The 13,056-nt window shown below is 36.1% G+C and carries 11 protein-coding genes; 10 read left to right on the top strand and 1 reads right to left on the bottom strand.

Annotation, left to right across the window (positions count from 1 at the left end; translation table 11 throughout):
- Positions 1 to 168: 168 nt before the first annotated feature.
- Complete coding sequence (uvrA, locus tag ABZP37_RS13895) at positions 169 to 3,000, top strand: excinuclease ABC subunit UvrA (RefSeq protein WP_366183707.1); 2,832 nt, start codon at positions 169 to 171, stop codon at positions 2,998 to 3,000.
- A gap of 299 nt (positions 3,001 to 3,299) precedes the next feature.
- On the opposite strand, the gene ABZP37_RS13900 is transcribed toward uvrA, so the two are convergent.
- Positions 3,300 to 3,395, bottom strand: coding sequence for a hypothetical protein (locus ABZP37_RS13900; RefSeq protein WP_366187542.1), 96 nt, complete (start codon positions 3,393 to 3,395; stop codon positions 3,300 to 3,302).
- Between the two features lie 627 nt (positions 3,396 to 4,022).
- On the opposite strand from ABZP37_RS13900, the gene ABZP37_RS13905 reads away from it, so the two are divergent.
- From ABZP37_RS13905 to argB, 9 genes are all read left to right on the top strand, one after another.
- Complete coding sequence (locus ABZP37_RS13905; RefSeq protein ID WP_366183708.1) at positions 4,023 to 4,661, top strand: GNAT family N-acetyltransferase; 639 nt, start codon at positions 4,023 to 4,025, stop codon at positions 4,659 to 4,661.
- 60 nt (positions 4,662 to 4,721) lie between these two features.
- Positions 4,722 to 5,915, top strand: a complete 1,194-nt coding sequence (locus tag ABZP37_RS13910) for an argininosuccinate synthase domain-containing protein (protein WP_366183709.1) — start codon at positions 4,722 to 4,724, stop codon at positions 5,913 to 5,915.
- Positions 5,916 to 6,205: 290 nt separating this feature from the next.
- The gene (argC, locus tag ABZP37_RS13915; RefSeq protein WP_366183710.1) at positions 6,206 to 7,183 is read left to right on the top strand and encodes an N-acetyl-gamma-glutamyl-phosphate reductase; all 978 of its coding nucleotides are present in this window, start codon (positions 6,206 to 6,208) and stop codon (positions 7,181 to 7,183) included.
- A gap of 69 nt (positions 7,184 to 7,252) precedes the next feature.
- The gene (locus ABZP37_RS13920) at positions 7,253 to 8,389 is read left to right on the top strand and encodes an aminotransferase class III-fold pyridoxal phosphate-dependent enzyme (RefSeq protein ID WP_366183711.1); all 1,137 of its coding nucleotides are present in this window, start codon (positions 7,253 to 7,255) and stop codon (positions 8,387 to 8,389) included.
- 148 nt (positions 8,390 to 8,537) lie between these two features.
- Positions 8,538 to 9,734, top strand: coding sequence for a glutamate-5-semialdehyde dehydrogenase (locus ABZP37_RS13925; protein ID WP_366183712.1), 1,197 nt, complete (start codon positions 8,538 to 8,540; stop codon positions 9,732 to 9,734).
- A gap of 134 nt (positions 9,735 to 9,868) precedes the next feature.
- Entirely contained in the window at positions 9,869 to 10,630 is a 762-nt protein-coding gene (gene proB, locus ABZP37_RS13930) for a glutamate 5-kinase (RefSeq protein WP_366183713.1), read from the top strand.
- 109 nt (positions 10,631 to 10,739) lie between these two features.
- Entirely contained in the window at positions 10,740 to 11,120 is a 381-nt protein-coding gene (locus tag ABZP37_RS13935) for a GxxExxY protein (RefSeq protein ID WP_366183714.1), read from the top strand.
- Between the two features lie 211 nt (positions 11,121 to 11,331).
- The gene (locus tag ABZP37_RS13940; protein ID WP_366183715.1) at positions 11,332 to 12,279 is read left to right on the top strand and encodes an N-acetylornithine carbamoyltransferase; all 948 of its coding nucleotides are present in this window, start codon (positions 11,332 to 11,334) and stop codon (positions 12,277 to 12,279) included.
- Positions 12,269 to 13,054, top strand: a complete 786-nt coding sequence (gene argB / locus ABZP37_RS13945) for an acetylglutamate kinase (RefSeq protein WP_366183716.1) — start codon at positions 12,269 to 12,271, stop codon at positions 13,052 to 13,054. The genes ABZP37_RS13940 and argB overlap by 11 nt, the downstream gene beginning before the upstream one ends.
- The last annotated feature ends 2 nt before the right edge of the window (positions 13,055 to 13,056 follow it).

A 13,056-nucleotide genomic window follows, 5' to 3' on the forward strand; every position in this document is an offset into this window, starting at 1 on the left:
CTACGAATCTTTGTGCCTACTTTGCGAATCTCTGCGGACCCCTATTTTCCTAATCTCTCTGCGAATATTTGTGCCTACTTTGCGAATCTCTGCGTATCCCCTATTTTTTACTAAATTCTCTGCGAATCTTTGCGTAACAACTAGTAACTTTGCGTTTTTGCCAAAATTATGCTAGACAACAACAATACCATTGAAGTTATAGGAGCCCGTGTTCATAACTTAAAAAATATAGATATTTCCATTCCTCGTGAAAAACTCGTAGTGATTACGGGACTTTCAGGCTCTGGAAAATCCTCCCTCGCTTTTGACACTATTTATGCCGAAGGGCAACGTCGTTATGTAGAAACTTTTTCTGCCTACGCTCGTCAGTTTCTTGGTGGATTAGAGCGTCCCGATGTCGATAAAATTGACGGACTTTCTCCCGTTATCGCCATCGAACAAAAAACAACTAGTAAAAGTCCACGCTCTACTGTGGGGACGATTACTGAGATTTATGACTTCTTGCGTTTGCTTTATGCACGTGCCGCAGATGCGTATAGTTACAACTCAGGTGAAAAGATGGTCAGTTATTCCGATGAGCAAATCAAAGATTTGATTATCACTGACTACAACGACAAACGCATCAACATTCTAGCACCGGTAATTAAAGCTAGAAAAGGACATTATGGCGAATTGTTTCAACAAATTGCCAAACAAGGTTTCTTGAAAGTACGTGTGAACGGGGATATTCTGGACATTACACCCGGAATGAAACTCGACCGTTACAAAACTCATGATATCGAAATCGTAGTCGATAGAATAGCAATCGACACCACAGCAGACACTGCCAAAAGAGTTAGCGAAAGCATCAACACCGCCATGAATCACGGTGAAAATGTATTGATGGTTTTGGAACAAGACAGTCAAGAAGTACGCTATTTTAGTCGAAACTTGATGTGTCCTACTTCTGGAATTTCGTATCAGAATCCAGAACCCAATCTATTTTCTTTTAATTCTCCAAAAGGAGCTTGTGACCATTGCAAAGGCTTGGGAACGGTTAACGAAATCAATATTCTTAAAATTCTTCCCAACCCAAAATTATCAATCAAAGCAGGTGGTTTTTTACCTTTGGGCGAATACAAGTCGACTTGGATTTTTAAACAATTGGAAATTATTGGAGAGCGTTTTGGCTTCAAAATCACCGACCCAATCGAATCAATTTCTCCCGAAGCCATGGAGATGATTCTCAACGGTGGTAAAGAAAAATTTAGTGTCACCTCCAAAGATTTGGGCGTTACTCGTGATTACAAAATCGAATTTGAAGGAATAGCTCATTTTATCAAAAACCAACATGACGAGAGCGGTTCTACGACTATCAAACGATGGGCAAAAGAATACATGGACGAAATTGATTGTCCCGTTTGCGATGGTTCTCGATTGAAAAAAGAATCTCAATACTTTAGAATAAACGAAAAAAATATCACCGAATTAGTCAATATGGATATATCCGACTTGACCGTTTGGTTTGAAGACCTAGCCTCTCATTTATCCAAAAAACAAATGGCGATAGCGGGCGAAGTCTTGAAAGAAATAAAAGACCGATTGTATTTCTTGATGAACGTAGGTCTAGATTATTTGGCGTTAAGCCGAAGCTCCAAATCGCTTTCTGGTGGAGAAGCACAACGCATCCGTTTGGCGACCCAAATTGGTTCGCAATTGGTGGGTGTATTATATATTTTGGACGAACCCAGTATTGGTTTGCACCAGCGTGACAATGGTAAACTGATTCACTCCCTAGAGCAATTACGTGATATTGGGAACTCAGTTATTGTCGTAGAACACGACAAAGACATGATGGAACGTGCCGATTATGTAATCGACATCGGTCCCAAAGCAGGGAAATTTGGTGGCGAAATCATCAGTATTGGTACCTACCAAGAAACTTTAGATTCAGATACCATAACCGCACAATATTTGAACGGAAAATTAAAATTTGATATTCCCGAAAAACGCCGTGAGGGAAACGGAAAATCACTAAAACTCACAGGAGCAACCGGTAACAACCTCAAAAATGTTACTATCGACTTGCCTTTGGGGAAATTAATATGTGTAACAGGCGTATCTGGTAGCGGAAAATCGACTTTGATCAACGAAACCCTCTACCCTATTTTGAACGCCTTTTATTTCAACGGTGTCAAAAAACCACAACCTTACAAAAAAATTGAAGGACTCGAACATATCGACAAAGTCATCGCCATCGACCAAAGTCCAATTGGGCGCACACCACGTTCCAATCCTGCGACTTATACAGAAGTGTTTACCGAGATTCGCAAGCTTTACACCATGACATCCGAGAGTATGATTCGTGGGTACAAAGCCGGTCGCTTTAGTTTCAACGTCAAAGGCGGTCGTTGTGAAACCTGTCAAGGCTCTGGTGTCCGCACCATCGAAATGAATTTTCTACCGGATGTTTACGTAGAATGTGAAACTTGTCAAGGCAAGCGTTTCAACCGTGAAACACTCGAAATTCGATACAAATCAAAATCAATTTCCGATGTCTTGAACATGACCGTTGACGAAGCCGTTCCGTTTTTTGAGAACATCCCAAAAATATACCGAAAAGTCAAAACCATTCAGGACGTAGGATTGGGTTATATCACCTTAGGGCAACAAAGTACGACCCTTTCTGGTGGCGAAGCACAACGTATTAAACTAGCAGGTGAACTCTCCAAAAAGGACACTGGAAACACCTTTTATATCCTTGACGAACCTACCACAGGACTGCATTTTGAGGACATTCGCGTCTTGATGAACGTCATCAACACCCTCGTTGACAAAGGCAACACCATCCTCATCATCGAGCACAACATGGACGTCATAAAACTAGCCGATTACATAATAGACATCGGTCCCGAAGGTGGAAAAGGCGGCGGAACCCTTGTCGCCAAAGGAACTCCCGAAGAAGTCGCTAAAAACAAAAAAAGCTATACAGCCAAGTTTTTAAAGAAGGAATTAGAATAAAATAACCTTTTTACAATTAAAATATTTTGGGCGTCCCCTCCGTAAAACTACGGATCGGGCTGTCGACTTTATCGTTTGCTTACGCAACTATAAAGAAAACTTTGGGTAGGTTTTTATAAGTTTGTCCAAAACACAGTAAACAGTGTACATCGAAACTATATTATCTGATACGTTTTGAATTTTATTTAAAATAACTCCGCCACCAATCGTGAACGAGTATGGAGTTTAGAAAGCCGTTTGGTATATTTCCATCTATAGTAGCAGGTCCTATTATATGTTTAAAAATATAATTTTGGTTTTTAAAGCTTATTTTTGTCTTTTGATGGTGAAACTGAACTATTACGACTGTTTTTACGATGTGTTAAGTCAACGATTTTATCAAGTAATTTTTCAATTAATGATTCTAATCAGATAACTTTGATCTCTAATTCGGTAACACGTTTTTTATCGAACTTCAATTACTATTTATTTGAAAAACAAAAAAAACCTCTAAAAAGCAAAGAGAATCAAGCAGTTAATTAATAATGAATAAGTATTCACAATAAAGCTAATTTGCTAAAAATATAAAACTAAAATTGTCCCTAACTATGTTTTTTTAGCACAGGCTGATTAGTCACTAATAGTCTTTTAATTGTAAATAAACAACATCTCGTTAAAACATTGTTAGAAAAAACCATTTTATACTAGTCGTTTTCAAAAAAATTTGTACTTTTGCCCCATGAATAAAACACGTGTATATATCACTTCTATCTCACGGATGAACCGACATGTTACCTCTCCCGAGGTACGGATACTATTAGTATAGTATTCATTATGCTTGGTCCTATCATTAATTATTCATTTTTCATTTTTTTTGCTTTGGAATTTCAACTGTTATCTTTCATTGGATTAACAAATCCGAAAAACAATATTTATAACTTAATTTTGTATTCATTTTTATGGATATTGAATACTATTATAACTGTTGGTAATTCCAAAAACCAATTACAATTTGTTTCACAACTCAATAAATCAACTTATAAATGAATATTGATATCGTTATAGCACAGGATGAACATTTTAAATATGCGCAAGAAATTTGCGATACAATTGAATCGTCCGCATTATTAAGGGGTACCGGAATTGCAAAAAGAACTCCAGAGTACGTTCAAAAAAAAATGGCAAACAAAGATGCAGTTATCGCCTTAGATAATGGCAAATTTGCAGGTTTTTGCTATATCGAAAGTTGGCAAGACAGTAATTATGTGGCTCATTCCGGGCTGATAGTTCATCCCGATTATAGAAATTTAGGATTAGCAAAAAAAATCAAATCTAAAGTTTTTGAATATTCGTTAGAAAAATATCCAAACGCTAAAGTTTTTGGTATCACAACAGGATTGGCAGTAATGAAAATCAATTCGGACTTAGGTTACAAACCAGTTCCTTTTTCAGAGTTAACAACCGACCCAAGTTTTTGGAAAGGATGCCAGACTTGTACCAATTATGAGATTCTAAAAAGCAAAGACAATAAATTGTGTTTGTGTACTGGAATGTTATACGACCCAAAAGAAAAGCCAAAAGATCCGCCCAAACATCCTTTTAATGTAATTGTATTAGATCGATTGAAAGCTATCAAACAAGCCTTATTCTTGAATAAAAAAGATAAGAAAGATAAAAAATAAAAGCAACATTAAATAATAATCCGCTAAAAGCCCTTATAGCTATTAGCCAAAAATAAAAAGATGAAAAAAGTAGTATTAGCTTATAGTGGAGGTCTTGATACCTCATATTGCCTTAAATATTTAAAGAACGAAAAGGGATACGAAGTTCATACAGTATTAATTAATACTGGTGGATTTGATGACCAAGAACTAAACGATATTGAAGAACGAGCGTATGAGTTAGGAAGTGCCAAACATGCTAACCTTACTATTGTAGATAAATATTACGACAAAGCCATCAAATATTTGATTTATGGTAATGTTCTAAAAAACAATACGTACCCATTATCTGTAAGTGCCGAAAGAGTTTTTCAAGCGATTGAAGCAATTAAATATGCAAAATCAATTGGTGCTACCGCTATCGCACACGGAAGCACAGGTGCAGGAAATGACCAAATTCGTTTTGACCTTATTTTCCATACCATCGCTCCAGAAATCGAAATCATCACTCCTATTCGTGACTTGAAATTATCAAGACAAGAAGAAGTGGACTATTTAAGCCAAAATGGGGTCCACTATTCTTGGGAGAAAGCACAGTATTCTATCAACAAAGGACTTTGGGGAACAAGTGTTGGAGGAAAAGAAACCTTAACTTCACACCAATCATTGCCAAACGAAGCTTATCCTTCACAATTGGTAAAAGAAGGTGAAGAAAAAGTAACGCTTGAATTCAAACATGGTGAGATAGTGTCTATCAACGGTAAAAAAGACAAACCTTCAAACAACATCGTAACTCTAGAGAAACTAGCAAACGCTTATGCAATTGGTAGGGATACTCACGTAGGAGATACGATTATCGGAATCAAAGGAAGAGTTGGTTTTGAAGCCGCTGCGCCACTTATCATCATCAAAGGACACCACTTACTAGAGAAACACACCCTAGGTAAATGGCAACAATACTGGAAAGAGCAACTAGGAAACTGGTACGGAATGCTTTTCCACGAAGGTCAATTTCTTGACCCTGTAATGCGTAATATCGAAGCATTCCTAGAAGACACTCAAAAGAATGTAAACGGAAAAGTATTCGTAACTTTGAGACCCTATCATTTTGTGTTGGACGGAATCGAGTCTGACAACGACTTGATGACTAACAGTTTTGGTCAATATGGCGAAATGAACAACGCTTGGACATCAGACGATGCCAAAGGGTTTATCAAAATTTTGGGTAACGCTCAAAACATATTTTCGGCTGTAAACAACGAAACTTACGAATAAATAAAGGCTTTTTCTAAGGAGCAGAAACATTTTGCTCTTCAGGAAATTTCGTCCCGCTATTCGTTACAATCTTTTTGGGCTGAACCCCAGCCCAAAAAGGATTTTCACTGCTATCGGGGCTAAAGAGAAACATTTTGATTTTTCAGGATATTTTTCAAAATAAAAAAGTTGAAGTATTGTAAAAGGCTTTAACTCTATTTTAAACCATTTAGAAATTAAGAAAATTTCAGCTAAATGAAACTTAATTTCTTAATGGTTAAAACAATAAAAATGTTTAAAAACAAAGAGTTATGATTTCTATTGGAATAATTGGAGGTTCGGGATATACAGCAGGAGAATTAATTAGAATTCTTATGTTTCACCCAAATGCGAAACTAGATTTTGTTTACAGTACCACAAACGCTGGAAAACCATTAACTACTGCGCACCAAGATTTGATGGGCGATATCGAAATGAATTTCACCGATACCGTTAACCCAAATGTAGAGGTGCTTTTCTTGTGTTTAGGACATGGTAAATCCATTTCGTTTCTAGAAAATAACAAATTCTCTGACGCGACTAAAATCATCGATTTAGGAAACGACTTCCGTTTGACCAAAGACAAAGATTTCGACGGAAAATCATTCGTTTACGGTTTACCAGAATTAAACAAAGCCGACATCAAAAAAGCACAACATATTGCCAATCCTGGTTGTTTTGCAACTGCCATTCAATTGGCTTTATTGCCATTAGCAGCAGACGGATTGTTGAGCGAAGATGTTCACATCAACGCAACAACAGGAAGTACTGGTGCAGGAGTAGGATTATCATCTACTTCGCATTTTAGTTGGAGAAACAACAATTTCTCGCACTACAAAGCATTCGAACACCAACATTTGGGCGAAATAAACCAAAGTTTGAATCTATTGCAAGCGTCTTATTCAGATGAATTGATTTTTGTACCCAACAGAGGGGATTTCCCAAGAGGAATCTTCGCTACTTTGTATACAAAATCAGAAGAAAGCTTAGAAGATTTGGTTGCCAAATACGAAGCTTTTTACAAAGACCAACCATTTGTAACCGTTACTACGAGCAACATTAACATGAAGCAAGTAGTACAAACGAACAAATGTATTATTAGTTTATTGAAAAAAGGAAACCGGATTTTGATAACCTCTGTTATCGATAATTTACTCAAAGGCGCCTCTGGTCAAGCCGTTCAAAACATGAATTTAATGTTCGGATTGGACGAAACTACAGGATTGCATTTGAAACCATCCGGATTCTAAAAAACGTTTATTTGTTTAATCGGTTAATCGGTTAAATAATTAAGCAAATAACCGATTAAACTTTACAAAATGAACTTATTTGACGTTTACCCATTATACCCTATTACTCCTGTAAAAGCACTAGATTGCATCATTACAGACGACAAAGGAATCGAATATTTAGATTTATACTCTGGTCACGGAGTGATTTCTATAGGTCACACCCAACCGGATTATGTGGCCAAAGTAAAAGAACAATTGGATAATTTGAGCTTTTACTCGAATGCAATTCAAAATCCATTACAAGTAGAATTGGCGGATAAGCTTGGAAAACTTTCAGGTTATACCGATTACAGCTTGTTTTTGTGTTCTTCTGGAGCTGAAGCGAATGAAAATGCTTTAAAAATGGCCTCTTTTCATACTAATAAAGCAAGAGTAGTATCTTTTCATAACGCTTTTCACGGACGTACCTCTGCAGCAGTTGCTACAACTGATAATCCGAAAATTGTTGCGCCGATTAATGCGCAACAAGTGGTCACTTTTTTACCCTTGAACGAAATTGATTTGGTAGAAGCCGAATTGAAAAAAGGAGACGTTTGTGCGGTTATCATCGAGCCTATTCAAGGTGTTGGTGGTTTGGACCAAGGAACAACCGAATTTTTTCAAGGATTGGAAAGAATTTGTAAACAGTACGAAGTGGTATTGATTATGGACGAAGTACAATCTGGATTTGGAAGAAGCGGAAAATTCTTTGCGCACCAATTTCACGGAATCACACCAGATATTATTTGCATGGCAAAAGGTATGGGTAATGGTTTCCCGATCGGTGGAATCTTAATCGCTCCTCATTTCAAAGCAAGCTACGGTTTGCTAGGAACTACTTTTGGTGGAAGTCATTTGGCTTGTGCCGCAAGTATCGCCGTTCTTGAAGTAATGGAAAAAGAAAACTTGATGGCAAACGCTACCAAAGTTGAAGCCTACTTTTTGGAAGCAATCAAAGTGATACCCGAAATTATCAAAGTAAAAGGTAGAGGTTTAATGCTTGGAGTTGAATTTGACTTCGATGTAAGTGCTTTGAGAAAGAAATTGATCATCGAAAAACATATTTTTACCGGCGGCGCTAATAATAAAAATCTATTGAGAATTCTTCCTCCCTTAACAATTACTACTGATGCAATTGATACTTTTATCGTAGCATTACAAGAGTCGTTATCGGAGTTAAAATAATTATTAAAAGTAGCTAAGCGACTAAGTTAATGAGTTGCTAAGTTTTAGACATAAAGTAAAATCTGCTTAAATCAATAAAATCTGCGTGCAATTATTTTCACGCAGATTTTGCAGATTAAACAGATTTAGTAATACTAAATAAAAAACAATGAACAAAATACTTCCAATCGAAAAAAGAAATGCTGTTTTAACAACAATGGCGGCTTTATTAGAGCAAGAAAGAGAAAACCTAAAAACGATTAACCAGCAGGATTTAGCCAACTATAATGGCGAAGATTTGGCAATGGAAAAACGTTTGATGGTAGATAATGCCAAAGTAGATGGCATGATTCTTTCGTTGCAACAATTGGCTAGTCAAGAAGACCCTGTTGGACATGTTCGTTTTACGTTTACACACGAAAACGGAATGAAAATCAGCAATAAAACGGCCGCTTTTGGAACTATTTTAATAATATACGAATCACGTCCAGACGTAACTGTGGAAGCGGGAGGAATTGCTTTTAAGTCGGGAAACAAAATCTTGTTGAAAGGCGGAAAAGAATCTTTACTTTCGAACCAAAAAATCGTGAGCCTTTGGCACCAAGCTTTGGATAGCAATGGCGTTGCTACAGAATGGGTAGAATATCTAAATTACGATAGAGTACAAACTCAAGCTTTCTTGGAAAAACCAACACAAAAAGTGGATTTAATCGTCCCTCGTGGTGGCGAAAAATTGATTGAATTTACAAAGAAACACGCTACTTGCCCAGTTATTGTAAGCGGTCGCGGAAATAATTTCGTTTATGTAAACGCGGATGCTGATTTAGAAAAAGCAATGTCCATTATCATCAATGGTAAAACATCCAACATTTCGGTTTGTAATGCTCTAGACAAAGTTTTGATTGACACGAACTTGCCAAATTGGGAAGTTTTTGCAAAACAATTGGTAACTGAATTAGAAAAATTCAAAGTCAGTATTTTAGGAGATGATGCTTTCGCAAAAGCAACTGGGGTTCCTGCAATAGAAAACGATTTAATTTGGTACGAAGAATTTTTGGATTATAAAATCGTAATTGGAACCATTAACGGAAACCAAGAAGCGATTGCAAAAATCAACAAATATTGTGGAGGTCACTCTGCTTCTATTATCACCATAAACGATGCTTTGGCACAAGAATTCATGGAAAATGTAGATGCATCTTCTGTATACCATAATGCTTCGACTCGATTTACCGATGGAGGACAATTTGGTTTAGGAGGTGAATTAGCGATAAGCACTGATAAATTACACCAACGTGGACCAATTGGTTTGCAACATTTGGTAACCAATAAATGGTATATTTACGGAGACGGACAGATACGATAAAAGATTTTAGATTGCAGATTAACGATTTTTGATTTCAGATTTATTAAAAAAATGAGATTAATTTTTGATTTATTATTCTAGATGCGACACAACTTAGAACCTTAGTAACTTAGCATCTTAGAGACTTAAAAAAAATGGCTAAAAAAAGAATTTTATTAAAGATAGGAAGCAATACGCTCACCAAAGAAACCAATCACATTTCGAGAGGAAAGATTGAAGATATTGGAATGCAGATTGCAGCTCTAAAAGACGAATACGAGTTTATAATTGTGAGTTCGGGTGCGATTGCAGCGGCAAAACAATTTGTAAAACTTGACAATAATGACCAAGAAGTTTTTGTAAAACAAGCTTTGGCATCTATTGGTCAGCCTCATTTGATGCGGATTTACCATGAAAATTTCAGCGATTTAGGATTGCATACCTCACAATGTTTACTTTCTTATTCTGATTTCGAAAAGGAAAATACGAAGGTCAATATTGTCAATACTATTAATGTATTGGTCAAAAATCAATACATTCCGATCATCAATGAAAATGATACCGTAGCTACGGACGAAATTAAATTTGGAGACAACGATAAACTAGCGGCTTTGACTGCGGTTTTATTGAAAGTTGATATTTTGATTATCGCCACCAACACCAACGGAATTTACACCAAAGCCTCATTTCAAGACGAAGTACCAGAAACCATTTCAATAGTCAATGATTTAAAAACATTGGAAAAAGAAATCGGAGATTCAAAATCTTCACATGGAACAGGTGGAATGCAATCTAAAATCGAAGCCGCAGCTATCACCAAAGCGGCCAATATTGAAACTTGGGTAGTAAACGGCTTGAAAGATAATTTTATTTTGAATGCTATAAATAATACAATACCTTTTACCAAGATTGTGTAGAGTTGGGACACGGATGAAACGGATTCGCTATCGCGAAAACGCAGATTAAAACTGATTTCTTTTTTTGAGTAGTTTAAATAGATAATTTAATATTATTAGAACTTTAAATATGGAATTGAAACATCAGGAATTATCAGATGCTATTTTAAAGACGTTTTATGAAGTTTACAATGAATTGGGGTTTGGCTTTTTAGAAAAAGTATACCAAAATTCGATGTATGTGGAATTAAAAAGCAGAGGTTTTAGTGTGGAAGCTCAGAAAAGAATTGAAATTTATTACAAAGGTGTTGAAGTAGGAGAATATTACGCAGATATAATCGTAGAAGATAAAATCATACTCGAACTAAAAGCTGCTGAATGTATAGTGAAAGAGAATGAAAATCAGATTCTAAACTATTTACGAGCAACACATTGTGAAGTAGGTTTGCTTTTAAACTTTGGAAAAAAACCAGAATTTAAAAGAAAGATATTCGAAAATGATAGAAAGTAAAGTATTTCAAATTAGTATTTTTGCTCATCACAAAATAAAAAATTAGGTTTAAAAAATAATAATCCGCTTATATCTGTGTCTTCGCGATAGCGAATCCGTTTTATCAGCGTACCATTAACCACCAAAACAAATAACAAACATAAAAAATCCGCTCTTATCCGTGTCTTCGCGATAGCGAATCCGTTTTATCAGCGTACTAATAAACATAACAATGAACTATATCTCTATAAAAAACATCGACAACCTATCACAATGGGTTAAGGACGCTATAAAAATCAAAAAAAATCCACTTAAAAACAAAAAACTAGGGAAACACAAAACCCTTGGAATGTTGTTTTTCAATCCAAGTTTAAGAACACGTTTGAGTACTCAAAAAGCGGCCTTGAATCTAGGAATGAATGTGATGGTAATGAACTTTACCAGTGAAGGTTGGACACTTGAATTTGAAGATGGTGTAATAATGAACCAAGGAGCTTCCGAACATATTAAAGAAGCTGCAGAAGTAGTTTCTCAATATTGCGATATTGTTGCGATTAGAGCTTTTGCGGGGTTAGTTGACAAAGATAAAGACAATGCTGAAACAGTTTTAGCAGGATTCTTAAAACATGCTACTGTACCCATTGTAAATATGGAAGGAGCCACTGGTCATCCCTTACAATCTTTAGCAGATGCAATTACCATTGAAGAGTTCAAAACAACTCACAGACCAAAAGTAGTTTTATCGTGGGCTCCACATCCTAGAGCTTTGCCTCAAGCCGTTGCCAATTCATTTGTAGAAATGATGCAATTACAAGATGCTGATTTTGTCATCACGCACCCAGAGGGATACGAATTGAATCCTGAAATTACTAAAGATTCTAGAATAGAATATGATCAAGACAAAGCTTTTGAAAATGCTGATTTTATCTATGCTAAAAACTGGAGTAACTACAACGAATACGGACAAATTACCAATGCTGATTCAAATTGGACGATCACTTCCGAAAAAATGGCTTTGACTAACAATGCAAAATTCATGCACTGTTTGCCTGTAAGACGCAATGTAATTGTTTCTGACGAAGTACTTGATAGTGTGAATTCAATTGTAATTCAACAAGCTAATAATAGAACTTATGCAGCTCAACTAGTACTTCAAAAAATATTGAAAGATGGAAACTAAACAATCATTAACCCTTGTGAAAATTGGTGGAAACATTATTGATGATGCTAATGAGTTGAAACAATTTTTAGTAGATTTTTCTAAAATTGAAGGACACAAAGTTTTGATTCATGGAGGCGGAAAATCAGCTACCAAGATGGCAAAAAGCATTGGACTTGTTCCTCAAATGATTGATGGTCGTCGCATTACCGATGCCGCTATGCTGGAAGTAGTTGTCATGATTTACGCTGGTCAAATCAATAAAGAAGTCGTTGCACAATTGCAAGCGATCGATACCAACGCAATCGGATTTTCAGGTGCTGATGGAAATTTAATCCAATCCGAAAAAAGAAACCATCCTACAATTGACTACGGATTTGTAGGTGATGTAAAAAAGGTAAACACTCCTCTTTTACAAACCCTAATTCAAGCTGGAATTACGCCTGTATTTTGTGCCATCACACACGACAAAAAAGGACAATTGCTAAACACCAATGCAGATACTGTTGCCAGCGAATTGGCTATAGCATTATCTGAAGTTTTTGAAGTAACGCTAAATTATTGTTTTGAGAAACCAGGTGTACTTTACGATGCTGAAGACGATGCGTCCGTTATTGACCAAATCAATCAAGAATTATATACCAAACTAAAAGACGAAAAAGCGATTCATTCAGGAATGATTCCTAAATTGGACAACTGTTTCAATAGTTTAAACAAAGGTGTTCAAAAAATCAGAATCGGACACCACAAAATGTTAAAAGATGCCAATTCAATTTGTACCACAATTCAACTTTAAGA

Origin of the sequence: Flavobacterium ovatum, from assembly GCF_040703125.1 — a bacterium.
Taxonomy (GTDB): domain Bacteria; phylum Bacteroidota; class Bacteroidia; order Flavobacteriales; family Flavobacteriaceae; genus Flavobacterium; species Flavobacterium ovatum.